23 protein-coding genes and 1 pseudogene are annotated in these 23,998 nt (G+C 55.0%); 8 read left to right on the top strand and 16 right to left on the bottom strand.

Annotation, left to right across the window (positions count from 1 at the left end):
- The first annotated feature begins 115 nt into the window (after positions 1-115).
- Positions 116-2,998, top strand: a complete 2,883-nt coding sequence (locus H7A79_RS14950; protein ID WP_187000665.1) for a valine--tRNA ligase — start codon at positions 116-118, stop codon at positions 2,996-2,998.
- Between the two features lie 483 nt (positions 2,999-3,481).
- Here the strand turns inward: H7A79_RS14950 and hpf are convergent, their stop codons facing one another.
- From hpf to H7A79_RS14910, 8 genes are all read right to left on the bottom strand, one after another.
- Positions 3,482-3,799 carry a ribosome hibernation-promoting factor, HPF/YfiA family gene (gene hpf, locus H7A79_RS14945; protein WP_187000664.1) on the bottom strand — a complete coding sequence of 106 codons (318 nt, stop codon included), beginning with the start codon at positions 3,797-3,799 and terminating at the stop codon, positions 3,482-3,484.
- A 178-nt stretch (positions 3,800-3,977) separates the two neighbouring features.
- Complete coding sequence (gene rpoN, locus H7A79_RS14940) at positions 3,978-5,327, bottom strand: RNA polymerase factor sigma-54 (RefSeq protein WP_135034681.1); 1,350 nt, start codon at positions 5,325-5,327, stop codon at positions 3,978-3,980.
- A 183-nt stretch (positions 5,328-5,510) separates the two neighbouring features.
- Positions 5,511-6,239, bottom strand: a complete 729-nt coding sequence (gene lptB, locus H7A79_RS14935) for an LPS export ABC transporter ATP-binding protein (RefSeq protein ID WP_135034682.1) — start codon at positions 6,237-6,239, stop codon at positions 5,511-5,513.
- A gap of 551 nt (positions 6,240-6,790) precedes the next feature.
- Entirely contained in the window at positions 6,791-7,330 is a 540-nt protein-coding gene (lptA, locus tag H7A79_RS14930; RefSeq protein WP_187000663.1) for a lipopolysaccharide transport periplasmic protein LptA, read from the bottom strand.
- Positions 7,311-7,889, bottom strand: coding sequence for an LPS export ABC transporter periplasmic protein LptC (lptC, locus tag H7A79_RS14925; RefSeq protein WP_135034684.1), 579 nt, complete (start codon positions 7,887-7,889; stop codon positions 7,311-7,313). The genes lptA and lptC overlap by 20 nt, the downstream gene beginning before the upstream one ends.
- The gene (locus H7A79_RS14920; protein WP_187000662.1) at positions 7,886-8,422 is read right to left on the bottom strand and encodes a KdsC family phosphatase; all 537 of its coding nucleotides are present in this window, start codon (positions 8,420-8,422) and stop codon (positions 7,886-7,888) included. The genes lptC and H7A79_RS14920 overlap by 4 nt, the downstream gene beginning before the upstream one ends.
- A gap of 275 nt (positions 8,423-8,697) precedes the next feature.
- Complete coding sequence (locus tag H7A79_RS14915; RefSeq protein WP_187000661.1) at positions 8,698-9,105, bottom strand: hypothetical protein; 408 nt, start codon at positions 9,103-9,105, stop codon at positions 8,698-8,700.
- Between the two features lie 471 nt (positions 9,106-9,576).
- A complete protein-coding gene (locus H7A79_RS14910; RefSeq protein WP_187000660.1) occupies positions 9,577-10,551 on the bottom strand; it encodes a KpsF/GutQ family sugar-phosphate isomerase in 975 nt (324 codons plus the stop codon).
- A gap of 82 nt (positions 10,552-10,633) precedes the next feature.
- On the opposite strand from H7A79_RS14910, the gene tal reads away from it, so the two are divergent.
- Positions 10,634-11,689 (top strand): transaldolase, encoded by a 1,056-nt coding sequence (gene tal / locus H7A79_RS14905; protein ID WP_187000659.1) that lies wholly within the window; start codon positions 10,634-10,636, stop codon positions 11,687-11,689.
- Positions 11,690-12,125: 436 nt separating this feature from the next.
- Positions 12,126-13,055, top strand: coding sequence for a bifunctional riboflavin kinase/FAD synthetase (gene ribF / locus H7A79_RS14900; RefSeq protein WP_187000658.1), 930 nt, complete (start codon positions 12,126-12,128; stop codon positions 13,053-13,055).
- 80 nt (positions 13,056-13,135) lie between these two features.
- Here ribF and rarD read toward each other — a convergent pair whose 3' ends face one another.
- On the bottom strand, positions 13,136-14,050 hold the full coding sequence (rarD, locus tag H7A79_RS14895) for an EamA family transporter RarD (protein ID WP_187000657.1): 915 nt from the start codon (positions 14,048-14,050) through the stop codon (positions 13,136-13,138).
- 245 nt (positions 14,051-14,295) lie between these two features.
- Here rarD and H7A79_RS14890 point away from each other — a divergent pair, with 245 nt between their 5' ends.
- Positions 14,296-16,464: a primosomal protein N' gene (locus H7A79_RS14890; RefSeq protein ID WP_187001751.1), complete on the top strand. Its 2,169-nt coding sequence runs from the start codon at positions 14,296-14,298 to the stop codon at positions 16,462-16,464.
- Between the two features lie 414 nt (positions 16,465-16,878).
- Here the strand turns inward: H7A79_RS14890 and H7A79_RS14885 are convergent, their stop codons facing one another.
- Complete coding sequence (locus H7A79_RS14885; RefSeq protein WP_281384937.1) at positions 16,879-17,004, bottom strand: hypothetical protein; 126 nt, start codon at positions 17,002-17,004, stop codon at positions 16,879-16,881.
- Positions 17,005-17,083: 79 nt separating this feature from the next.
- Here H7A79_RS14885 and H7A79_RS14880 point away from each other — a divergent pair, with 79 nt between their 5' ends.
- Positions 17,084-17,734 carry an IS1595 family transposase gene (locus H7A79_RS14880; RefSeq protein ID WP_186999880.1) on the top strand — a complete coding sequence of 217 codons (651 nt, stop codon included), beginning with the start codon at positions 17,084-17,086 and terminating at the stop codon, positions 17,732-17,734.
- 19 nt (positions 17,735-17,753) lie between these two features.
- Here H7A79_RS14880 and H7A79_RS14875 read toward each other — a convergent pair.
- The 5 genes and pseudogenes from H7A79_RS14875 to H7A79_RS14855 form a co-directional block, all read right to left on the bottom strand.
- Positions 17,754-17,942 (bottom strand): annotated as a pseudogene (locus H7A79_RS14875) (hypothetical protein); the annotation flags it as partial.
- 80 nt (positions 17,943-18,022) lie between these two features.
- Positions 18,023-18,475, bottom strand: coding sequence for a hypothetical protein (locus H7A79_RS14870; RefSeq protein WP_135034692.1), 453 nt, complete (start codon positions 18,473-18,475; stop codon positions 18,023-18,025).
- Positions 18,476-18,535: 60 nt separating this feature from the next.
- Positions 18,536-18,982: an SsrA-binding protein SmpB gene (smpB, locus tag H7A79_RS14865; protein ID WP_135034693.1), complete on the bottom strand. Its 447-nt coding sequence runs from the start codon at positions 18,980-18,982 to the stop codon at positions 18,536-18,538.
- A 71-nt stretch (positions 18,983-19,053) separates the two neighbouring features.
- Positions 19,054-19,263, bottom strand: a complete 210-nt coding sequence (locus tag H7A79_RS14860) for a DUF1653 domain-containing protein (protein WP_209304409.1) — start codon at positions 19,261-19,263, stop codon at positions 19,054-19,056.
- 93 nt (positions 19,264-19,356) lie between these two features.
- Positions 19,357-19,560, bottom strand: a complete 204-nt coding sequence (locus H7A79_RS14855) for a cold-shock protein (RefSeq protein WP_002217533.1) — start codon at positions 19,558-19,560, stop codon at positions 19,357-19,359.
- Between the two features lie 241 nt (positions 19,561-19,801).
- Here H7A79_RS14855 and clpS point away from each other — a divergent pair, with 241 nt between their 5' ends.
- Positions 19,802-20,116 (top strand): ATP-dependent Clp protease adapter ClpS, encoded by a 315-nt coding sequence (gene clpS, locus H7A79_RS14850; protein WP_187000656.1) that lies wholly within the window; start codon positions 19,802-19,804, stop codon positions 20,114-20,116.
- Positions 20,117-22,402: an ATP-dependent Clp protease ATP-binding subunit ClpA gene (gene clpA / locus H7A79_RS14845; protein ID WP_187000655.1), complete on the top strand. Its 2,286-nt coding sequence runs from the start codon at positions 20,117-20,119 to the stop codon at positions 22,400-22,402.
- Between the two features lie 333 nt (positions 22,403-22,735).
- On the opposite strand, the gene H7A79_RS14840 is transcribed toward clpA, so the two are convergent.
- Positions 22,736-23,386, bottom strand: coding sequence for an IS1595 family transposase (locus tag H7A79_RS14840; protein ID WP_186999880.1), 651 nt, complete (start codon positions 23,384-23,386; stop codon positions 22,736-22,738).
- A 268-nt stretch (positions 23,387-23,654) separates the two neighbouring features.
- On the opposite strand from H7A79_RS14840, the gene H7A79_RS14835 reads away from it, so the two are divergent.
- On the top strand, positions 23,655-23,840 hold the full coding sequence (locus H7A79_RS14835; RefSeq protein WP_187000654.1) for a hypothetical protein: 186 nt from the start codon (positions 23,655-23,657) through the stop codon (positions 23,838-23,840).
- Positions 23,841-23,998: the final 158 nt, after the last annotated feature.

Here is a 23,998-nt window from a genome sequence, read left to right as displayed (position 1 = left end):
AACCTGACGGGCAGTTTGTTATGGCCGTCTGAAACGCCTTTTATAGGTTTCAGACGGCCTTTGCGTTATAATCCCATGCTTTGATTTACAGATTAATACAGCATTGAAAAACATCATGTTAAACAAATACAACCCCGCCGAAATCGAAGCCGGGCATTATCAAAACTGGGAAGCAAAAGGCTATTTCCAGCCCGATATGCAGTCTGAACAGTCTTTCTCCATCCAGCTTCCGCCACCCAATGTAACCGGCACGCTGCATATGGGGCACGCCTTCAACCAAACCATTATGGACGGCCTCACCCGCTACTACCGCATGAAAGGCCGCAACACCTGCTGGGTGCCCGGCACCGACCATGCCGGCATCGCCACGCAGATTGTGGTGGAGCGGCAGCTGGCTGAGCAAGGCATTTCGCGCCATGACCTCGGCCGTGAAAAATTTCTCGAAAAAGTATGGGCATGGAAAGAGCACTCCGGAGGCACCATCACCGGGCAAATGCGCCGCATGGGCTGTTCGGCCGACTGGAGCCGCGAATACTTCACGATGGACGACACCCGCGCCGGTGTCGTAACCGAAGTGTTCGTGCGCCTGTTTGAACAAGGCCTGATTTACCGGGGCAAGCGTTTGGTCAACTGGGATCCCGTGTTAGGCACGGCAGTATCGGATCTGGAAGTGGAAAGCATAGAAGAACAGGGCTCGATGTGGCACATCCGCTACCCGGTTGCCGACAGGCCGTCTGAAAGCCTGATTGTGGCCACCACCCGCCCTGAAACTTTGTTGGGCGATGTGGCCGTGGCCGTACACCCCGCAGACAGCCGCTATGCCCACTTAATCGGCAAAGAGCTGGTGCTGCCGCTTACCGGCCGCACCATTCCGGTGATTGCCGATGAATATGTAGAAAAAGATTTCGGCACCGGCTGCGTGAAAATCACCCCCGCACACGACTTTAACGATTATGAAGTCGGCAAACGACACCACACCCAATTAATCAATATATTTGATTTGGAAGCCAAAGTTTTGGCCGATGCCGAAGTGTTCGACTACAAAGGCGAAGCACAGCAAGGATTTGCCCTGCCCGCCGCCTACGCCGGCCTCGACCGCTCCGCCGCACGCAAACAAATCGTGGCCGATTTGGAAGCGCAAAATCTTTTGGTCGAAGTGAAGCCGCACACACTGATGACCCCCAAAGGCGACCGCACCGGTTCGGTGATCGAGCCGATGCTCACCAGCCAATGGTTTGTGGCGATGTCTGCCACTCCCGACAGCAGCAAAGCAGCCGAGCCGGAAAGTGAGTTTGCCGGCATGAGCCTGGCGCAGAAAGCCAAACACGCAGTCGACAGCGGGCAAGTGAAATTTATTCCCGGCAACTGGGTAAACACCTACAACCAATGGATGAACCATATCCAAGACTGGTGCATCTCGCGCCAACTGTGGTGGGGACACCAAATCCCCGCCTGGTATGATTCAGACGGCCGCTGCTATGTTGCCCGCTCGCAGGAAGAAGCGGAAAAACTGGCCGGCAAAAGCGGTTTGGTACGCGATGAAGATGTGCTCGACACTTGGTTTTCTTCTGCGCTGGTGCCGTTTTCCACCTTGGGTTGGCCGTCTGAAACGCCCGAGCTGCAAGCCTTTCTCCCCGGCAATGTATTGGTTACCGGCTACGAAATCATCTTCTTCTGGGTGGCGCGCATGATCATGATGACCACCCACTTCACCGGCAAAGTGCCGTTTAAAGACGTGTATATCCACGGCATGGTGCGCGACCACGAAGGCAAAAAAATGTCGAAATCCGAGGGCAATGTGATCGACCCTGTGGACTTAATCGACGGCATCAGTTTGGAAAACCTGCTGGTGAAACGCACCACCGGCCTGCGCCGCCCCGAAAAAGCGCCGCAGGTGAAAAAAGCCACCGAGAAACTCTTCCCCGAAGGCATTCCCGTGTTCGGCACCGATGCGCTGCGCTTTACCATGGCCAGCTACGCCAGCCTCGGCCGCAGCATCAATTTCGACTTCAAACGCGCCGAAGGCTACCGCAATTTCTGCAACAAATTGTGGAACGCCACCAATTTTGTGCTGATGAACACAGAAAACCAAGATTGCGGCCTCGATGAAGCCGCACCCGGCGTTACCCACCCTGTAACAGGCAGCCGAAAGCCCCTGGCCTATACCTTTGCCGACCAATGGATTATCGGCCGTCTGCAACAGGTGAAAGCCGAAACCGCCGCCGCCTTCGACAGCTACCGCTTTGATTTGGCGGCACAAACGCTGTATGAATTTGTGTGGAACGAATATTGCGACTGGTATATCGAGCTGGCGAAAGTGCAAATCCAAACCGGCTGCCCGACCACGCAGCGTACCACCCGCGCCACCCTGCTGGGCGTATTGGAAGAAACCTTGCGCCTGCTGCACCCGATTATTCCGTTCATTACCGAAGAGCTGTGGCAGACCGTTGCACCGATGTGCGGCCGCAAAACCGCCGACAGCATCATGCTGGGCGCCTTCCCTCAGGCCGACCCTGAATACATCGCACCTGCCGCATTCAAGCAGATGGACATACTCAAAGGCTTGGTGGAATCCGTGCGCAACCTGCGCGGCGAAATGGGCTTGGGGCCGGGAGTGAAGGCGCCCCTGTTTATCGAAGGCAGCGAAGAGTTGGCCGATATGTTGAAATACCTGCCCGCGCTGACCCGTCTCACCGAAGTCAAATTGGTCAACAGCCTGCCCGAAGGCGAAGATGCTCCGATTGCCGTGTGCCAAGCCGCCCGCAATGCCCGCCTGATGCTGAAAGTGGAAATCGACAAAGCCGCCGAAGCCGCCCGCCTGAACAAAGAAGCAGAAAAACTGCAAAAGGCTTTAGACAAACTCAACGCCAAACTGAGTAAGCCCGGCTACACAGAAAAAGCCCCCACCCATCTGGTGGCGAAAGACCAAGCCGAGCTGGCCGAGCTGCAGGAAAAAATGGCCAAAGTGAAAGCGCAGTCGGCTAAGCTGGAAAGCTAGCGGCCGCTTCACGCGCAAAAGCCGCCCCGGCATGGATTTTTCAACCAAACCCTGCCGGGATGCCGGAAACGCTTTGCAAAAATACCTTAAGGCCGTCTGAAAAGATCAAGCATCATTGTTCCCGCGCAGGCGGGGATAGTGGTGGGAAATACCGGCGTACCGCTTAAACCCCCGGATGCGGGGCGGCCAAACTCCGCCTGCGGCAGATAAACTTTCTTTTGGTGTTTTTTGAATTTTGCAAAGACTCCGGCCTTATGGCGCAGCAACACTGAAGCGGAAACAAAGCAGATGCATCATGCCCGCCCGCCATATTTCACATGATGACGCGGCATATTCCGGTATGGCTGCCTCAAAATTACCCACACAGATAAATCTGCTTCCCATCCCTCAAAACAAACCGCCCCAAAAGTCGGATTCAAGATCCGGCAGTTGGGGCGCAATTTGAAAGGGGGATTTTTTATTGCATGTTACGGCAAACGTTTATCAGGCTGTCGGCGCAGGTTTGGGGGTGGCGCGCACATCATTGCTTTTTTCTTTGTGTTTCAGCACGGCGCGGTCAAGCTTGTCCATCAACACATCGATGGCGGCATACATATCCGATTCAACGGTTTCCACATGCAGATCCTTACCCGCCAGATGCACATCGGCCTCGGCCTTGTGGTTGAGCTTTTCCACCGAAAGAGTGATGGCTACCGAAATAACATTGGCGGCGTGGCGGTTGATGCGTTCGAGCTTGGCGGCCACATGGTTTTTGACGGCTTCGGTTACATCGAAATTCAGGCCGGTAATTTTCAGATTCATGGCTTACTCCTTCGGTTGGGTTGTACCGCCCGCTCAGGCGGCGGAAATCGGCGTATTGCCGGCTGTGCGGCCGCAGATAAATCGGTTTTTCGCGTCCACTTGCAATATAGGCCGTCTGAAAAGTTTTGCTGATGCAGATTCATTGTTTCAGACGGCCGGTTCGGTTTTGGCCGGCACATTACGGCCGGCGTTGGTGCGCATTGGGAATATTCAACGATTCGCGGTATTTGGCTACCGTGCGGCGGGCAATATCAATGCCCTGCTGCTTCAACAACCTGCTTAACGCATCATCGGAATAGGGTTTTTGTTTGTTTTCACTTTCCACCAGCTGCGCGATAACGGCCTTCACCGCACTTTGGCTGACGCTTTCACCGTCTTCCGCAACAACGGCCTGTGTGAAGAAATAGCGTAACGCAAACACCCCGCGCGGGCAAGCCAAATATTTGTGATTAACCGCGCGCGACACGGTGCTTTCGGCCACGCCCAGCGCGGCAGCAGCATCTTTCAGCAGCATGGGGCTGAGTCCGATTTCGCCGAACACGAAAAAATCTTCCTGTTTTTCAACAATATATTCGGCCAGCCGCATCACGGTACTTTTGCGCAGCTCGAGGCTGTCGATTTTCTGGCGCGCCTCACTGAGCTTTTCTTTCCACTCCGGGCCGATGTCGCCCGCCTGTTTGAGCAGCTCGCAATATTCGCTGTTGAGCCGCACTTTCGGCCACACGCGCTCGTTAGTGATCACCGACCAGCCGCTTTTGGTTTCTTTCACCCAAATATCGGGCTGCACATAGGCGGTGGGTTCGGCAGCAGCAAAACCGTAAGCGGGATAAGGATTGAGCTTGGCAATCAGATCCAAGGCCGTCTGAAGAGTAGCGGCTTCGGCATCGGGAAAATGTTTGCGGAATTTAGCAGTGTTTTGCTGGCGGCTGCGGCCTAAATCGTCAAGGTGGAGCTGCACGATTTTGACGGCAAGACTGAGCGCGGGCGATGCGGGCAGACGCATCAGTTGCAGCAGCAGCGACTCGGCAAGATTGGCGGCGCCCACACCGGGCGGATCAAAACTTTTCAGCAAATCAAGTGCTTTGTGCATATCCTGCTCTTCCAGCATCCACTCTATCGGCGTATGCTCGAGCACTTCTTCCAAACTGTCGGTGAAATAGCCCTGCTCATCGAGAAAATCGATCAAGATATGCACCCTCGCCGCTTCGGCCTCACTCAAAGGATGTTCGCACACTTGTTTGTGCAGATAAGTGTTGAAGCCTTCTTCCTCGGCAATGGTGGCCCAAACGTTTTCCGCATCATCACCGCCGATTTGGCCGGTTTTGGGCTGTGCGGCAGAGATGCGGTCAAATCCGGCTTCGGCCGCTTCATCGTATTCGGCACACTCCAGCAGCGGGTTTTCCTGCAGCCAGTCGCCGACTTCGCGCTCAAGCTCCAATCCCGACATTTGCAGTATGCGCAGCGACTGTTGCAGCCGCTGGTTGATCTGCTGGGTCTGCCTGAGCTTTAATCCTATGTTTTGACTCATATTTTTATTTTCTTCTTGAGTATGGGGATTAAATTCGAATCAAAACAAGGCCATACCCGCAAACCATACAAATAAGTGCATAAAAGTGGGGATGCCGTATCAGTTTCCATTTAATCCGCCATAAAAGCGTAATGTGTGCTTTGCACCGAGCCGGATTAATTCTCAAACTGCCGGCCTGCGGCTTTAATAGTTGAAGTTTTCGCCCAAATACACCGCACGCACCTGCTCGTTGCCGACCAGTTCTTCAGGATGGCCGGAAGCCAATACGGCACCATCGCTGATAATGTAGGCCCGGTCGCAGATGCGCAGGGTTTCGCGCACGTTGTGGTCGGTTATCAACACGCCGATGCCGCGGTTTTTCAAAAAGCCGATGATTTTCTGAATGTCGATAACGGCAATCGGATCAACGCCGGCAAACGGCTCGTCAAGCAGGATGAAGCGCGGCTGCATAGCCAGCACGCGGGCGATTTCCACGCGGCGGCGTTCACCGCCCGAAAGCGAAGGCGCAGGGTTGTTGCGCAGGCGCCCGATATTCAGGTCGGCCAGCAGTTTTTCCAGCCCGGCATCGATTTCGCTTTTGTTTTTCAGGCGTATCTCCAAAATAGCGCGGATATTCTGCTCTACCGTCATCTTACGGAAAATCGATGCTTCCTGCGGCAGATAGCCCAAACCCAAACGGGCGCGTTCGTGTATCGGCAGGTGGCGGATTTCCCGTCCGTCCAACTCAACGCTGCCGGCATCGGCGGCAATCAGCCCCACAATCATGTAAAAGCTGGTGGTTTTACCCGCACCGTTGGGGCCGAGCAGGCCGACCACTTCGCCGCTTTCGATTTCCAGCGAAAAGTTTTTCACCACTTGGCGCTTTTTGAAGGTTTTTTGCAGATTTTGTACGTTTAAGCGGCTTTGGCTCATATGTGTGTTCTTTGTGATGGTTACTATTGTAATCGGTTTTTAGGCCGTCTGAAAGTTTATTTTAATCTTTGTGAAGATTTGTATTACTTGTTCATGCGTATCCGCTTATCCGCAACCGTCCTCACGGTATCTGCCGGCAACCTCAAGGGCGGTATCTTCGCGCAACCCAAAAATACCATCTGAAGTTTCCGAGCCTTTATGCCCGGGGCTGTGCCGCTCGCCTGCCTAGCGGATAGCGCTCGAATGAAGCGCAAAACAAGCTGCACAGACAGACGGCACCAAGCGGCAATTTCCAAACAATATATTCATACCAAACCGGTTCTGCTGCCGTTTGCGCGGCCGAACACCCACCCGCTTCGGGGTGAAGCACGGCAACGCCCCGGCCGGACAAGCGGTTTGCTGTATGTTATTTCTGCGGAACCAATGAAGATGCCCTAACCCAGCACAAGCATCATGCGGATGTTTTCAAATGCCGGCGCGGGTTTTATACAATCCCCGGCCGTCTGAAAAACAGGGCGGCACGCCTGCCGGGAGTTTCAGACGGCCGAAGATTATTTTTTCCTGCCCTGGGATTGTGCACCGGACGGCTGGATAACCACGGTTACACGCTTGCCGCTTTTGCCGCCGGCAGCCTTGCTGCCCTGCACGGTGTAGATTTCGGTGCGGGTGTTATAGGTGATAACGGCACCCTCGGCCACATCGCCGCCCCGCTCCACCCGCGCATTGCCTGTGAGCTTCACGATATTGGTGGCAGACGAGTAATCGATATTGTCGGCCCGTCCTTTCACGATGCCTTTGCCGTCATCTAGCGTTTGGCTGAAACGCACGGGGCTGCCGGCAGCATTCATCTGCTGCTCGCCTTTGCTGTTGCGCGATACGCGCACGCTGCCTGCGCTGATGTTGAGCGTGCCCTGCTTGATAATCACATTGCCGCTGAATGTGGTCACTTGGTTGGCCTGGTCGAGCGAACCCTGGTCGGCCTCGATTTGAATCGGCTGCCGGCGGTCGCTTTCCAGCGCAAACGCACAAGGGGCGGCGGCCATAAGGGCTAAAACGGCAAGCGCGGCGGTTTTACAGGTTTTTTGGGTCATAAATAATGGCTTTCACACGTGAAGGCAGGTTTAAGAAACCTTGTTTATGGTCATATACCAAGCCGTTTGCCGTGCCGTGGGAGTCGCCGTACTGATATTCGACAGCCTCTTGGGTTTCGGCGGTTTCGGTTTGCGTATCAACGGTCAGGCTGTTGGTTTTCAAAATGCCGGCGGGGCGTTGGGCATCGGCGTTTTTAGTGAGCACCACTTCGTTTTGAAACTGCACTTTGCGGCTTTCGGTGTGGTAGCCTGCTTCGTTGCTTTTTACCGTATAGAGCAGCCGCCCGCCGTCATACAGGGCAAGCTCGGGTTTTTCAAAGGTGATGTTGCTGCTTTTGGGCAATTGCCAAGCCGTTTCGGCGCTCAGGCTTTCTTTCAGACGGCCTTGCCCGTCAAAACGTTTGCCGTTGATGCCCGTCATCGAATATTGCGGCTCGTTGGGATTGAGGGCGGCTTCTTCCACATCAATTTGGCTGATACGCCCCAGCCAGGCAGAAAGGCCGCCCAGGCAAACCGCCAACACCAGTGGAAACAGCCAGCCGTGTCGCAGCCTGATCATTGCACATACTCCTGCAAAGCGGCTTCAAGTTTGCCCTGCGCCCGCATAATCAGGTCGCACAGCTCGCGCACCGCGCCCTGCCCTGCGCTTTTGCGGGTAACATAGGCTGCGTATTGCAGAGTAAACCAATGCGCTTCCGGCACGGCAACGGGCAGGCCGCAGCGCACCATCACGGGCAGATCGACCACATCATCGCCGATAAAGGCGCATTCGTGTTCGGCCACGCCCGCTTCGGCAAGCAGCTGCGCATAGGCGGCGCGTTTGTCGTGTATGCCTTTATAGTAGTGGCCGATGCCGAGCTGCTTCACGCGCACGCCCACCGAAGGGGCATCGCGTCCGGTGATAATGGCCGTCTGCACACCGGAAGCCTGCAACATTTTCAGGCCGTGGCCGTCAAGCGTGTGGAAAGATTTGATTTCTTCGCCGTTGTCGCGGATGAAAATGCGGCCGTCTGTAAGCACACCGTCCACGTCCATAATCAGCAGTTTGACGGCGGCAGCGCGCGCCTGAATTTCAGGGGATAGGGTTTGCATGAGGTATTCTTGATAATAAACAGATAAAATACATCGGGTTAGTTAAAACGGTGGAGCGGGCAAGCCGTACCGTTGCCGGCCTCATCTGACAGGCCGCCGCGAATCCGCACATTGCCGTCTCAGGGCCGCCGGCAATAAAAAGCACAAGGCCGCAACAGGGCAAATCGATTCACGATATAAAGCTTTCAAACGTCCCCAACAAATATCAGGGCTTTATTTTAGCACCATAAATTTTAAATGCCGTCTGAAAGTGTAAACCGGCGGAGCCTGCAGGCTCAGCCTTTGGCTTGACGGCGCGGCCTGCCTTCGCCCTCCTGCGGCTCGGCGGCAGATTGCGGCATACAGCCCGGCGGTAAAATATCCACAGGCGGCATGGCTTTGCCGTGCCGGTCGCGCAAGGTGAACCTTGCAGTCTGCAAGCCCGGCAGCAGCCCGCCTTCGGGGCGGCACACGATGGCAGTTACCCTTCTTTTCATCACGTTCACCGCAAACGGCAGCATGGTGGCAATATCGTTGAAATCGCGGTCGGTTAAGGTGTAGGCCACGGTCATCACGCCGTTTTTGACGCTGCTCTCATCGATGCGCACGTTTTTGCGGGTCGGGCAGCTTTGGTTCACGCCGTTTTCACGGGCTTGGCGGGCTTCTTCGCTGCCGCATATTTCGAGTGTGTTGTGGTCCAACACGCCACCAGCCTGCCGGCGGCATTCTGAACCCAATGGCTGTTGCTGATGATTTGCAGCGGCGGCCGGCTGCCGCACACCTCCAAATAATAGGCCTGCCGCGAACTTTGCCGCACCGTATCCGCCGCATACCGCACCTCTGCGCCCGATTCCGGCCCGGCCCCCGTGATTTCATACAAAACGTGTTGCTGCCGTTGTGGAACGATACGGCTTTAACGGTTAAAAACCGGTCGTTCTTTATCGGCAGCGGCGGCTGCCGGCATACAGCCGATGAACAGCCAATAGGGTTTCTTCATACCGACTCCGGCAAATGAATACAGCCGATCCATCCAATCAAACACAAGGCTCCGTGCCGCAAAGAATACAGCCCGTGCAACCAGGCAAACCGGTGCCGCCGTTGTGCCAAAGCGGCTGCGCGGCAAACCGCACAGCACACCGCATGATTCAAGGCCGTCTGAACAACACACTGCCGCATCACACGATTCCCGCCTTCAACAAATCGTGCATGTTCAGCGCGCCCACCAGCAGGCCGCCTTCTTCCACAACCAGCAGGCCGTTGATGTGGTTTTGCTGCATCTGCTTCAAGGCTTCGGCGGCGAGTTTGTCGACGCCGATGGTTTTGGGGGCGGTGTGCATGATTTCGTCCACCACCAGCCCGGCAAAATTATCGCGCTGCTGAAACAGCCGCCGCAGATCGCCATCGGTAAACACGCCTTTCAGACGGCCGCAGCCATCGGTTACGGCCAGCATACCCAAGCCTTTTTCGCTCATTGTAACGATCGCATCTTTCAATAAAGTGCCGCCCGCCACAGCCGGCAGGCCGCCGCCGCCGTGCATGATGTCGGCCACGCGCAGCAGCAGGCGTTTGCCGAGGCTGCCGGCGGGGTGGCTGAGGGCGAAATCATCGGGCGTGAACCCGCGTGCCTTGAGCAGCACCACCGCCAGCGCATCGCCCAACGCCATCACGGCGGTGGTGCTGGAAGTGGGCGCCAACCCCAGCGGGCAGGCTTCGTTTGACACGGCGGCGGTGATGTGGATGTCGGCATGGCGCGCCATAGCGGACTGCGGCCGCGCGGTAATCGCAATCAGGGTAATGTTTTTGCGTTTGAGCGCAGGAATAACCGCAATGATTTCATCGCTCTCGCCCGAATTGGAAATGGCCATCACCGCATCGCCGTCAACGATCATGCCCAAATCGCCGTGGGCGGCTTCGGCGGGGTGGACGAAAAACGCGGGCGTGCCGGTAGAAGCCAGGGTGGCGGCCACTTTGCGGCCGATGTGCCCCGATTTGCCCATACCCATCACCACTACGCGGCCGCTGCATTGCAGCAGCGCGGCAGCAGCGCGGGTAAAACCGCCGTCAAGCCCGGCGGCGATTTCATGCAGGCTTTCGGCTTCGATGCGCAAAACCTCGCGCGCCCAGTCCAGATATTGTTTGCAATTTTCCATGCTTGTGTTCCGCAGGGCTACCCAAATACGGCGAATCGGGTTAGCATCATTACTTTCTCAATAAATAACAAGGATTTCAGAGATGACTATTTTATCGGACGTTCAAGCATTAGGCCAACAAATCTGGCTCGACAATTTATCGCGTTCACTGGTGCAGGGCGGAGGGCTGGCCGAAATGATGCGGCAGGGCGTGTGCGGCGTTACCTCCAACCCCGCCATTTTCCAAAAAGCATTTGCGGGCGATGCCTTATACACCGGCGAAATCGCCGCGCTGAAACAGCAAAACCGCAGCCCGAAAGCCATCTACGAAACGCTGGCCGTTGCCGATGTACAGGCTGCCTGTGATGTGTTTCTTCCCGAATATGAAAAAAGCGGCGGCAAGGCCGGCTTTGTAAGCCTGGAAGTCGCCCCCGATTTATCGCACAACACCGCCGGCACCACAGCCGAAGCCAAACGCCTGCACACAGCCATCAACCGCCCCAACGTGATGATTAAAGTGCCCGCCACCGATGAAGGGCTCTGCGCATTGGAGCAGTTGGTTTCAGACGGCCTCAGCATCAACCTCACCCTGCTGTTTTCGCGCAAACAAACCCTCAAAGCCTATGCCGCCTATGTGAAAGGCATCGAAGCCCGCCTGGCCGCCGGCCTGCCCGTACACAACATCAGCGTGGTGGCCAGCTTTTTCATTTCCCGCATAGACGGCGCGCTCGACCCCACCCTGCCGAAATCCCTGCAAGGCAAAGTGGCAGTTGCGCTGGCCAAGGCCGCTTATCAGGATTGGCAGCAGTTTTTCGGCAGTGAAGCCTTTGCCGCGCTCAAAGCGCAGGGCGCCCGCCCCGTGCAGCTCCTGTGGGCCTCCACCGGTGTGAAAAACCCCGCCTATCCCGACACGCTCTATGTGGACAGCCTCATCGGCCCCGACACCGTCAACACCGTGCCCGATGCCACGCTGAAAGCCTTTACCGACCACGGCACCGCCACCGCCGCGCTCACCGCCGGCCTGCCCGAAGCCCTTGCCGTTTTAGACGAAACCGAACAACTCGGCATCGATCTCGAAGCCCTCGCCCTGCGCCTGCAGGAAGACGGCCTCAAGCAGTTTGAAGAAGCATTTGCCAAACTGCTCGAGCCGCTGGCTTAACAGATTCAGCAAACCGCGAACCCGCCTGATTTCCACCGTTACGGCTCTGCCGCGCCCCAGCCCCAAGAGAGCGGTTTTGCCGGCCGCCCCAAACGGCAGCAGAGCCGCCCCCCCCCCCGCTCCGTATCGTCTGCGGCCTGCTGCCCTGTATCAAAAACCAAGCGGATTCACGGTTATTTTGAGAAACCGTGTACAACCATATTGAAACCTGAAAATACCGGCCTGCGCCAAATCCGGTTTTTCCGCCGGCGGTAACGCAGACGTTAAACGGCCGCTGCGGGTTTTGCCCAAAGGCCGTCTGAAAATATTTTCAGACGGCCTTAATATCTTGCCGGCAAGGCAACGCCCTGCCCAACAAGTTTTGCGCCGTATTCCGAAAGCTGCCGAATCGGCTTACAATACCGCCCTTTTGACACCCCACCGCAGAACAACGCCTATGAAAATCTGGTTCGGCCGGCACATGCCGCCCCACTTCCCCCACGGCAGCGCCGTTACCATCGGCAATTTTGACGGCGTCCACCTCGGCCACCGCCATATCCTGCAGCGGCTGGAGCAAGAAGCCCGAAGCCGAGGCCTGCCTGTTGCGGTGGTGGTGTTCGAGCCGCAACCGCAGGAATTTTTCGCCCGCCAAAGCGGCCGGGAGCAGCCTTACCGCATTTCCCCCCTGCGCAGCAAACTGCAACTGCTGCGCGAAACCGGCTGTGTCGATGCTGTGTGGGTGCTGCGTTTCGACCAAGCCTTTGCCGGCATGGGCGCGCAAGCCTTTATCGACAGCATTCTGCGCGGGAGCCTAAACACCCGATATCTGTTAATCGGCGATGATTTCCGCTTCGGTGCAGGGCGCAAAGGCAGCTTCGAGATGCTGCAAAACCAACCCGGCATGATTACCGAGCGCACGCCTTCGGTGTTGGTGGAAAATATCCGCGCCAGCAGCACCGCCATACGTCAAGCCCTTTCAGACGGCCGCTTGGAACACGCCCGCAAACTGCTCGGCCGCGACTACACACTCGGCGGCCGCATCAAACACGGCAGCAAGCTCGGGCGCACCCTGGGCAGCCCCACCGCCAACGTGCAGCTTGCGCACCACCGCTATCCTTTAAACGGTGTGTTTGTGGTGGAGGCCGAGGGCAGTTTCGGCAAACGCTGCGGCGTGGCCAGCTTCGGCTTCAACCCCAGCGTGTCGGCATCGCGCCGCCAAAAGCTGGAAGTGCATCTTTTTGATTTTCAGGGAAACCTTTACGGACAGCGTTTGAGTGTGCGCTTTCTGCACAAACTGCGCGATGAAAAAAAATTCGACAGTATCGAAGATTTGAAGCTGCAGATTTGGGCGGATATGGATGCCGCGAAAAACTGGCTGAAGGCTTAACACCCGCCGGGACATCCCACGTCTCGGGTTTTCAAGCATCCTGCCCGCAATATCGCGCCCGCCCATGCAGCGCCTGGCATTCACACCCGATGCCCTGCGGCACGGTGCTGCCGCCATGCGGCGGCCAAATACAGCGCCACGCCCAGCCATACCCAGCCGTAGCCGATTAAGCGGCCGGTATCAAAAGTCTCGCCGAACAGCAATAGGCCGGCCGCCAATTGCAGCACAGGCGAAAAATACTGCAGCATACCGAGCATTGAGAGTGGAATCCGCCGCGCACCGGCGGCAAACATCAATAACGGCACGGTGGTGGCCACGCCCGAACCGAGCAGCACTGCCAGCGGCAACGCGCCCAAACCGGCAAACTGCAGGCTGCCTGCCGCATAATGGTGTGCCAAATAACCCAGCGCAAAGGGCAGCAGAATCAGGGTTTCCCAAGTCAGCCCCACCAAAGCGCCCACCGGCGCAAGTTTGCGGATAAAACCGTAGCATCCGAAAGTCAGCGTCAGCAGCAGCGCCACCCACGGCACCTGCCCTGCCGGCAACGCCAGCCACACCATCCCCGCAAACGCCAGTGCTACCGCAGCCGCCTGCTGTTTATCCAGCCTTTCTTTCAACACCGCGCGGCCGAGAAACACGCTGAAAAGCGGCGACATAAAATAGCCCAAGCTGGCATCGAGCACATGATGATTGGCAATCGCCCACAAATACACCAGCCAGTTTGCGCCGATGCAGAACCCGCTCAAAAACAGTGCGGCCAGAATGTGCGGCCGTCTGAACACGCCGGCAAACTCACCCTGCCGGCTGGTAAACAGCAGCACCGCCACGGCAAACAGTGCCGACCACACAATCCGCTGTGCCAACACCTGCTCTGCCGCCATGCCCGCCCGGCTGACGGGATACCAATAAATCGGAAACAGCCCCCAAACAGCATAACAGCCAACGGCATACCAAATGCCTTTGCGGGTTTCTCGGGCGGAATGCGCGGGATTCATAACAAAGCCATAAAAAACCGCCATTATAGTGAATCTGCTTGATTTTCGGTAAAAAGCAGCCGGCGGCAGGCAGTTCAGAGAATGCAAACCGGTTCCGCCGCCGCCCGGGCGGCCTGCCAAACCGTTTTCTTTGAGCTGCGGCGCAGCAACGCCGTAACGCCAATCAAGCAGATTCACCCTGTCTGCCCGAAGCCGTGCCGCCGCGCCGCATTCAGCAAAGCCGCCATATCGCTTATAATGCCCGCATGATTTTGCACCACATCGCGCTCAACGTGCCGGTTTCAGACGGCCTCTTCACCTACCGCCACCCGACCGCACTGCCCGCCGGCTGCCGGGTGGCGGTGCCGTTTCGCGGCAAAACGGTAGCGGGCGTGGTGTGGGCAAGCGGCGTGGAAAGCAGCATAGCAGTTGAGAAAATCCTGCCCGTGCAAACGGCTTTTACCGAAGAAGCCCGGCTGCCGGAACGTTGGCTCGAATTGGTTGGATTTGTTGCGCGCTATTACCATTACCCCACCGGCCAAACCGTATTTGCCGCGCTGCCGGCGGGGCTGAAAGAGCCCAAACCCGTTGAAATGCCGCAACCGCCGCTGTTTTACGCCTTAAACCAAAGCGGCAGGGTGCAAACACCGCCGCCGCAGCGGTTCCATAAAAAACACGCATTGTGGCAGGCGCTGTTTTCAGACGGCCTCGAAATGGCGGCCTTAAAACGCATCCACCCCCAAGCGCCCAAGCTTGTGCAGGAATGGGCCGCCCGAGGCTGGATACAGGCCTTAAACGCCGCCGCACCGAAGCTGAACCCGTCCGAACATATGCCCAACGCCGCCCAGCAGGCCGCATCGCAGGCCGTGCAGGCCGCCTGCAGCACTTTTCAGCCGTTTCTGCTTTACGGCATCACCGGCAGCGGCAAAACCGAAGTGTATTTCGATGTGATGGCCGAAGTGTTGGCAGCGGGCAGGCAGGTGCTGTTTCTGCTGCCCGAAATCAACCTCACGCCACAGCTGCTCAAGCGGGTGCGGGCACGGTTTGCCGGTGTGCCCGCTGCCGTGCTGCACAGCCAAACCGCAGCAGGCCGGCGCACGCAGGATTATCTGCGCGCCCTGCTCGGCCAAGCCCGGCTGGTTATCGGCACGCGGCTGGCGGTGTTCACGCCGCTGCCCGAGCTTGGCCTGATTGTGGTGGACGAAGAACACGACGGCTCGTTCAAACAAGATAACGAGCTGCGCTACCAAGCCCGCGATTTGGCCGTGTGGCGCGCCAAGCAGAGCGGCTGCCCGATAGTGCTCGGCTCCGCCACCCCCAGCCTTGAGAGCTGGCACAAAGCGCAAAGCGGCGCTTACCGGCTGTTGGAATTACCCCAACGCGCCCATACCGCCGCCCGGCCGCCGCAGGTGGAAATTTTAAACACCGGCCGTCTGAAACTCGACAACGGCTTCTCGCCGCAAGCCCTCAAACTGTTGCAGCAAAACTACCGGCAAGGCGGCATGTCGCTGGTTTACCTCAACCGCCGGGGCTTCGCCCCCGCCCTGTTTTGCGGCGACTGCGGCCATGTTTCCGGCTGCCCGCGCTGTTCGGCCAAAATGGTGCTGCACCAGCGCGCCCGCCAACTGCGCTGCCACCATTGCGACTACCGCAGCCCCATCCCCTACAAATGCCCCGAATGCGGCAACCAGGATCTGACCGCTGTCGGCCAAGGCACACAGCGCGTTGAAGAAACCCTGCGCGCGCTGATGCCCGAAGCCGCCATCGCCCGCGTTGACCGCGACAGCACCGCCCACCAACACAATTGGGCCGATTTATACCGCCGCATTGCCGACAACGGAATCGATGTGCTGGTCGGCACCCAGATGCTCGCCAAAGGCCACGACTTCGCCCGCCTGAATCTGGTGGTGGTGCTCAATGCAGACGGCAGCCTCTACAGCGCCGACTTCCGCGCCCCCGAACGCCTGTTTGCCGAGCTGATGCAGGTGTCCGGCCGTGCGGGGCGTGCGCAGACTGCCGGCAAGGTGCTGATACAGACCCGGCTGCCCGAACACCCCGTATTCGCCGCCGTGAAAGCGCAAAACTATCCCGCCTTCGCCGAAGCCGAACTGGCCGGCCGCGAGCTGTTGCAGATGCCGCCGTTTGCCTTTCAGACGGCCATCCGCGCCGATGCAGCCGAAGTGGCCGATGCAATGGATTTTCTCAACGATATCAAATCCGTAACCGAGCCGTTCATCGGCGCAGACGTGTCCGTGTTCGGCCCCGCGCCGATGTTTATGGTGCGCCTGGCCGAACGCGAGCGCGCCCAAGTGTTTTTAGAATCTGCCGACCGCCGCAGCCTGCACCGCGCCGTAAGCCTGTGGGTGCAGGTGTTGCAGCAATACCGCGACAGTAAAATCAGATGGTCGGTGGATGTGGACCCTGCAGAGATGTGATCACCGCAGCCGGATGTGCGGCAACGGCACACCACGCCCGATGCGCTGCCCACCCGAATCAGAAGATGCCGCCCGGCCGGCAGGGCTTCTCCGAAAACACCCGGTGCTATATATCAAGGCCGTCTGAAAACCCGTTTCAGACGGCCTTGATACGGCCTGATATCGCAACCTTTCGGCAACGGCATATTCGGGGGCGCAAACGGCGGCAATTTGGCGGTAAGAATGGCTACGGGCACTATTTCGCTCAATGGTGCGGCCGCCCCGCCTTAGTGCGGTCGGATTCTTTTAATCATGCTGTTTTATCCATAACGATTGCGGGCAGCTTAATGGAATATCCTGCCTGATGGCGCCGGCCACTCCGGCAAAACAGTATAAAAACAATCAAAATATTTTTTTATTAAAATTTTATTGTTGTCATTCGGGCAGTTTCACCCGTTTGTGCGGCACGATATTGCTGCGGGAAAGCAGCAGCAGGCAGCCCAATACCATCATGCCCAGTGCCGCCAAAGGCGCGATACCCAGCAGATAGCGGCTTTTCAAATAAACCGCCGCGCCGATATAAATTAAGGGGCTGTACTAGATAACTAGGGAAATTTAACTTCAGGTTAGAATAATCCCTATGAGAAAAAGTCGTTTAAGTCAGTACAAGCAAAACAAACTGATTGAACTATTTGTTGCAGGTGTTACCGCTCGCACAGCGGCGCAATTAGTTAGCGTCAATAAAAATACCGCTGCCTATTACTTCCACCGTTTGCGCTTACTTATCTATCACAACAGCCCGCATCTGGAAATGCTTGATGGTGAAGTAGAAGTTGATGAAAGCTATTTTGGCGGACAACGCAAAGGCAAACGTGGTCGCGGTGCGGCTGGCAAAGTGGCTGTATTCGGGCTTTTGAAGCGTAATGGTAAGGTTTACACCGTTGCCGTACCCAATACACAAACTGCGACTTTATTGCCAATTATCCGCGAGCAAGTGAAGCCTGATAGCATTGTTTATACCGATTGTTACAAAAGTTATGACGTTCTTGATGTGAGCGAATTTTCACATTTTCGGATCAATCACAGCACACATTTTGCTGAGCGACAAAATCACATTAACGGAATTGAGAACTTTTGGAACCAAGCAAAACGCCATTTACGCAAGTTTAACGGCATTCCCAAAGAGCATTTTGAACTGTATTTGAAAGAGTGTGAATGGCGTTTTAACAACAGTGAGATAAAATTTCAAATTTCTATTTTAAAACAATTAGTAAAGCAGGATTTGTTCTAGTTATCTAGGACAGCCCCTAAATTAAAAGCGGGCCGGACACGACCGACTGCTTGTTGATGCCGTCCATCACCAATACGGCGGCACCGGCAACAACCAGGCCGATGGCAACCAGCGTAGCGGTGGCAGGCAGAATGCCGGTGGTTTTGAGAAACCACACGGCACCGGCAACAATCAGAAACAGCGGCAAAGCGAGCGAGGCTTGGGGCATGGTGCAGACTCCGGTGCGGATAAGTATTCAGACGGCCTGCATGATTGGTTGTGCGGGCCGTCTGAAGGGTAAGGTGTAAATTATTGCGTGTTTTTACCCAGCAGGCGTGCAATGATGCCGTTGGTTTGCTTCTGCAAATCGGGCATGCTGCGCCAAGCAGGATCATCGCTGACATTATAGCCTATGGTGGCAACACCATAATCAGGCGTACGCAGAATAATGGTAATTTTTTCAATCATCTGCGGGCTGCCTGCCGAAACATAGCGCAGGTTGTAACGGCATTCGGGCGTGTAGAGGCGTTTACGGTCTGAAACATTGACGATTTCGCTGTCGATACCGTGTTTTTTCAGCGAACGGGCAATCACGTTTTCCAAACCTTTCGGGGTGCGTTTGGCGTTGGGAATGATGCAGATGCGGCTGATGCTTTCCAGCTCGCCGGCCTTCCCTTCTGCCACGCTGACTTTGGTGCTGCCGCACGCGCTTAAAACGACCGCCGTTAAGGCTAAAGACAATATTTTGATTGGGTGTTTCATCGTGTTTCCTTAGTCATATCGATTGAACGTTTCAGACGGCCTGGAAAGAGGCAGAAGCCGCTAACCCGCGTTTTTCATCAAACGCTGTTTCTCGCGCTTCCAGTCGGCTTCTTTCAGGCTTTGGCGTTTGTCGTGCTGCTTTTTGCCTTTGGCCAGGCCGATGTCCATTTTGATACAGCCCCGGCTGTAATGCAGGTTCAGCGGCACAATGGTGTAGCCCGCACGCTCGGTTTTGCCGATTAGTTTGTTGATTTCCGGCTGTTTCAGCAGCAGTTTGCGCGGGCGCACCGGATCGGGCTTCACATGGGTGGAGGCGGCCGGCAGCGCGGTGATGTGGCAGCCCACCAGATAAAACGCGTCTTTCTTCCAATGGATATAGCTCTCTTTGAGCTGCACGCGGCCTGCGCGGACGGCTTTCACTTCCCAGCCCTCGAGCACCAAACCGGCTTCGATTTGGTCTTCGATAAAATAATCGTGAAAGGCTTTGCGGTTGTTGGCGATGCTCATGGTGTGTGATATTCCGACAAGGTTGCTTTTTTCAGACGGCCTATTGTAGCAAAAGGCCGTCTGAAAGCGTTTTAAAATCCGCGTATGCAGCTAAAGCGCAAAACGCCGCCGACACTTTCGGCAAACATGGCAGCGGGGCGCACCCATAAGCCGTAATCACCGTAGAGGGCGCGGTAAACCACCAACAGCTCTTCGGTTTCGCTGTGGCGGGCGGTGCCGAGCACTTCGTATAAATTGCCTTTATAGTGGCGGTAGATTCCCGGCTTGACTGTATTCATCATCGGCCGTCTGAAAAACAAGCAAAAATAAATGGCAGGTTTTGCAACCCGCCATACCTTCTTGAATTGAAGCCGGAACACTCCGGCCCAACTGAATCAAGCAGCCTGAATATTGGCGGCTTGTTTGCCTTTGGGGCCGGTGGTTACATCGAAAGAAACACGTTGGCCTTCTTTCAGGGTTTTGAAACCTTCCATATTGATGGCAGAGAAATGGGCAAACAAATCTTCGCCGCCTTCATCGGGGGTGATAAAACCAAAACCTTTAGCGTCGTTAAACCATTTAACAATACCGGTTGCCATTGAACTTCCTATACTAAAAAATTAACAAAAACAGCAAAATTCAGGCAACATAATAAAAACCAAAAGTTTCGAGCTTCTCCAAACCCATATGCTTTTTTAGATGCCAAGCTCTGCTTAGAGCGCTTTTTACCTATGTTGTATGGCACAGTCAAGGGGAGATTGGGAAAAATATCGAAATTTATTAAAATAAAGCAAAAAACAACAGCGACACCGTCCCAAAACTGTATGTTAAAAAATTAATATGAGCCAAAACCACACCCGCCGCGATGCCGAAACCGCACTGTTGGACCGTATGAAAACCACTCCGCCCAAACGGTATGGCGTTTATCTGCTCAATGATGACTACACCACCATGAATTTCGTGGTGGAAGTGCTCACCGGTATCTTTATGCTGCCCAAAGAGCGCGCGGTTGCCGTGATGCTGCTGGTGCATCACGAAGGCAGGGGGCTTTGCGGCATTTACACCCGCGATATCGCCGATACCAAACAACAGCAGGTTTTACAGCGGGCACGGCTCGAAGGCTACCCGCTGCAATGTATTGTTGAGGAAATTTGAATGATTTCAGCCGAACTCGAGCAGATTCTGCAACAGATTTACACCGATGCACGCAAACAGAAATACGAGCTGATCAGCTTGGAACACTTGCTGTTGACGCTCATCGAACAAAGCGAAGACGTGGCCGGCATCTTAACGCGCTGCGGCGCGGATTGCGGCGTGCTTACCGAACAGCTGATCAGCAGCATGCTAGACAATACTCCCACTTTGCCGCCGCACCTGTTCGACAACACCGAAACCGAGCCCACCCTCGGCTTTCAGCGCGTGTTGCAGCGGGCGGTGATACACGCGCAGTCGGCCGGCAAAAAAGAAGTGAAACCGGTGGACGTGCTGGTGGCACTGATGGACGAAACCGACAGCCATGCAGTGTATTTTCTGCAACTGCAATCGGTTACGCGCTACGATTTGCTGCGCTGTCTCGCCCACGGCATCACACCCGAAGGCGGCAGCAACGGCAGCGGCCGTGAAGAAGAATACGGCAACAGCCAAACCGCAGACAGCGGCAACGCACTGGCCGACTACACCGTCAATCTCAATGCCGAGGTGCAGGCAGGCCGCATCGACCCTTTAATCGGCCGCAAACACGAGATGGAGCGTTTGGTGCAAACCCTTTGCCGCCGCCGCAAAAACAACCCCCTGCTGGTGGGCGAGGCCGGAGTAGGCAAAACTGCACTGGCCGAAGGCTTGGCGCATTTGATTGCGAAAGGCCAAGTGCCCGACACCCTTCGCAATGCCGCCGTGTTTTCGCTCGATATGGGCGCGCTGCTGGCCGGCACCAAATACCGCGGCGATTTCGAAGCGCGCATCAAGGCCGTCTTAAAAGCACTGGCGGAAATCCCCAATGCCGTGTTGTTTGTAGATGAAATCCACACCATTATCGGCGCGGGCAGTACCTCGGGCGGCACAATGGACGCTTCCAACCTGCTCAAGCCTGCACTGGCCAAAGGCCGGCTACGCTGCATCGGCGCCACCACCTACCACGAATACCGCACCATTTTCGATAAAGACCATGCCTTAAGCCGCCGTTTTCAGAAAATCGACATCATCGAGCCGAGCATCGCCGAAACCGTACAGATTCTGCACGGCCTGAAAAGTGCCTTCGAAGATTTCCACCAAATACGCTACACCGCAGGCGCGCTGGAGGCCGCTGCCGAATTGTCGGCCCGCCACATCAACGAGCGTTTTCTGCCCGACAAAGCCATAGATGTGATGGACGAAGCCGGAGCCGCCCAGCAGATTCTGCCCAAATCCAAGCAGAAAAAAGTGATCGGCAAAGCCCAAATCGAAACGGTAGTGGCCAAAATAGCGCGCATTCCCGAAAAAACCGTATCGCACAGCGACAAACAAATGTTGCAATATTTGAGCCGCGATTTGAAAAACAAGGTATTCGGGCAGGATGCCGCCATCGAAGCCTTAGCGGCTGCTGTGAAAATGGCACGCTCCGGTTTGGGGCAGCCCGACAAACCCATCGGCAGTTTTTTGTTTTCCGGCCCCACCGGCGTGGGCAAAACCGAAGCAGCGCGCCAACTCGCCCTCTCGCTCGGCGTGCCGCTGCAACGCTTCGATATGTCGGAATACATGGAGCGCCATGCCGTTTCACGCCTGATCGGCGCACCGCCGGGTTATGTGGGCTTCGAGCAGGGCGGGCTGATCACCGAAGCAGTCAATAAGCAGCCGTTTTGCGTGCTGCTGCTCGATGAAATCGAAAAAGCCCACCCCGATATTTTCAACATACTGCTGCAAGTGATGGATTACGGAACACTCACCGACAACAACGGCAAGCGTGCCGATTTCCGCAACGTAATCATCATCATGACCACCAACGCAGGAGCAGAAAGCCTGAGCAGGCCCACCATCGGTTTTGCCGGACAACGCGGGCGGGGCGATGAAATGCAGGCCGTCAACAAACTGTTTACGCCCGAATTCCGCAACCGTTTGGATGCCGTTATTCCGTTTGCACCGTTAAACGAAGCCGTGATTGCCAAAGTTGTGGATAAATTCCTGCTGCAACTGGAGCAGCAGCTTCTCCACAAAAAAGTGGCAGCCGAATTTACCCCCGCACTACGCAAATATCTGGCCGAAAAAGGCTTCGACCCTCAGATGGGCGCCCGCCCGATGAACCGCCTGATCCAGGAAAAAATCCGCAAAGTGTTGGCCGACGAGCTGCTGTTCGGCCGCCTTAGCGACGGCGGCTCCGTGCGCATAGACTGGGATGCGACTAAAGAACAAACCGTGTTGAAGTTTAAGAAAACCGCGCCGCGCAAAGCGGCAGCTGCGGCGGTGTAACACCCGTCTGGAGAGCCGCTGCGAAAACAGAGTCCGTCTGAAACAAAACACCAACTTGTTTTCAGACGGACTCAAGTGTCGGGGGGCTAGGATGCCCGCGCTTTCTGCTCAAGCAGTTTGCAACCTGGGCAGAACCCGCAAAATAGTGCGGAAAAGTTTATCTGTCTTTATCAACCCGCCGCAAGCCCGTCACCACCCGTACAAGCAGGGTTCCAAATATATTTGTTACCCATCGCTTTCATATTCTCACCACATCAATTTAATTTCCTTCTTATAATTAATGTAATTAATGGGGAAAAATGAAACTAAATTTTATGGGGCTGTCCTAGATAACTAGAACAAATCCTGCTTTACTAATTGTTTTAAAATAGAAATTTGAAATTTTATCTCACTGTTGTTAAAACGCCATTCACACTCTTTCAAATACAGTTCAAAATGCTCTTTGGGAATGCCGTTAAACTTGCGTAAATGGCGTTTTGCTTGGTTCCAAAAGTTCTCAATTCCGTTAATGTGATTTTGTCGCTCAGCAAAATGTGTGCTGTGATTGATCCGAAAATGTGAAAATTCGCTCACATCAAGAACGTCATAACTTTTGTAACAATCGGTATAAACAATGCTATCAGGCTTCACTTGCTCGCGGATAATTGGCAATAAAGTCGCAGTTTGTGTATTGGGTACGGCAACGGTGTAAACCTTACCATTACGCTTCAAAAGCCCGAATACAGCCACTTTGCCAGCCGCACCGCGACCACGTTTGCCTTTGCGTTGTCCGCCAAAATAGCTTTCATCAACTTCTACTTCACCATCAAGCATTTCCAGATGCGGGCTGTTGTGATAGATAAGTAAGCGCAAACGGTGGAAGTAATAGGCAGCGGTATTTTTATTGACGCTAACTAATTGCGCCGCTGTGCGGGCGGTAACACCTGCAACAAATAGTTCAATCAGTTTGTTTTGCTTGTACTGACTTAAACGACTTTTTCTCATAGGGATTATTCTAACCTGAAGTTAAATTTCCCTAGTTATCTAGTACAGCCCCAATTTTATTTTTCCTTTATTATTAATAAGCTCCATTACAGGTTGTTTTTATTCTGATAGTTGTTTTTATGCTGATAGTTGTTTCTACACTCCACAAATGGTGTTTTGCCAAGATAAAGGAGAGGAATAACCTTATGTCGCCCTTTTCCAAAAAAAGGGGCGGTTTGGATATACCGACTCAGAACAATATTGGAAAGATATACAAAGTTGTGGAGGAATGAATATTGATAAACAGCTGAATAAATTTAGCATTAAAGGAGAAAAAGATACAGAAGGGCATATTATTTTAGATGTTGTATATACTTTTGAAAGTTGTATGAAAAACAAGGAATATGAATTATTAAATTATGGGATATGCGGTACCCAAGCGCCCAAATGGAACAAAGGTAAATGTAATTTATAAACAAAGTAAAATGCTCTGTACTCTAAAAGTTAGACTAAACAACCAACTAATTTAAAGTGCAGATCAAAATAGACCACACTTTAATTATTATGCACTTTAATTATTGTATTTCTGCGCTATTCTATCCGGATTCCCGCCTACGCGGAAATGGCGGTATT

Origin of the sequence: Neisseria musculi (genome assembly GCF_014297595.2) — a bacterium.
In the GTDB taxonomy this organism is placed as follows: domain Bacteria; phylum Pseudomonadota; class Gammaproteobacteria; order Burkholderiales; family Neisseriaceae; genus Neisseria; species Neisseria musculi.
This window is presented reverse-complemented; position numbering and strand designations above follow the sequence as displayed.

Coding starts and splice junctions, on each gene's coding strand:
- H7A79_RS14920 (WP_187000662.1), bottom strand. CDS start 8,422: ATGCAAACCCTATCCCCTGAAATTCAGGCGCGCGCTGCCGCCGTCAAA.
- H7A79_RS14860 (WP_209304409.1), bottom strand. CDS start 19,263: ATGATGAATACAGTCAAGCCGGGAATCTACCGCCACTATAAAGGCAAT.
- lptC (WP_135034684.1), bottom strand. CDS start 7,889: ATGATCAGGCTGCGACACGGCTGGCTGTTTCCACTGGTGTTGGCGGTT.
- rpoN (WP_135034681.1), bottom strand. CDS start 5,327: ATGAGTCAAAACATAGGATTAAAGCTCAGGCAGACCCAGCAGATCAAC.
- H7A79_RS14950 (WP_187000665.1), top strand. CDS start 116: ATGTTAAACAAATACAACCCCGCCGAAATCGAAGCCGGGCATTATCAA.
- H7A79_RS14855 (WP_002217533.1), bottom strand. CDS start 19,560: ATGGCAACCGGTATTGTTAAATGGTTTAACGACGCTAAAGGTTTTGGT.
- rarD (WP_187000657.1), bottom strand. CDS start 14,050: ATGAATCCCGCGCATTCCGCCCGAGAAACCCGCAAAGGCATTTGGTAT.
- tal (WP_187000659.1), top strand. CDS start 10,634: ATGACTATTTTATCGGACGTTCAAGCATTAGGCCAACAAATCTGGCTC.
- clpS (WP_187000656.1), top strand. CDS start 19,802: ATGAGCCAAAACCACACCCGCCGCGATGCCGAAACCGCACTGTTGGAC.
- clpA (WP_187000655.1), top strand. CDS start 20,117: ATGATTTCAGCCGAACTCGAGCAGATTCTGCAACAGATTTACACCGAT.
- lptA (WP_187000663.1), bottom strand. CDS start 7,330: ATGACCCAAAAAACCTGTAAAACCGCCGCGCTTGCCGTTTTAGCCCTT.
- H7A79_RS14870 (WP_135034692.1), bottom strand. CDS start 18,475: ATGAAACACCCAATCAAAATATTGTCTTTAGCCTTAACGGCGGTCGTT.
- H7A79_RS14880 (WP_186999880.1), top strand. CDS start 17,084: ATGAGAAAAAGTCGTTTAAGTCAGTACAAGCAAAACAAACTGATTGAA.
- smpB (WP_135034693.1), bottom strand. CDS start 18,982: ATGAGCATCGCCAACAACCGCAAAGCCTTTCACGATTATTTTATCGAA.
- H7A79_RS14840 (WP_186999880.1), bottom strand. CDS start 23,386: ATGAGAAAAAGTCGTTTAAGTCAGTACAAGCAAAACAAACTGATTGAA.
- lptB (WP_135034682.1), bottom strand. CDS start 6,239: ATGAGCCAAAGCCGCTTAAACGTACAAAATCTGCAAAAAACCTTCAAA.
- H7A79_RS14890 (WP_187001751.1), top strand. CDS start 14,296: ATGATTTTGCACCACATCGCGCTCAACGTGCCGGTTTCAGACGGCCTC.
- ribF (WP_187000658.1), top strand. CDS start 12,126: ATGAAAATCTGGTTCGGCCGGCACATGCCGCCCCACTTCCCCCACGGC.
- hpf (WP_187000664.1), bottom strand. CDS start 3,799: ATGAATCTGAAAATTACCGGCCTGAATTTCGATGTAACCGAAGCCGTC.
- H7A79_RS14910 (WP_187000660.1), bottom strand. CDS start 10,551: ATGGAAAATTGCAAACAATATCTGGACTGGGCGCGCGAGGTTTTGCGC.
- H7A79_RS14835 (WP_187000654.1), top strand. CDS start 23,655: ATGAATATTGATAAACAGCTGAATAAATTTAGCATTAAAGGAGAAAAA.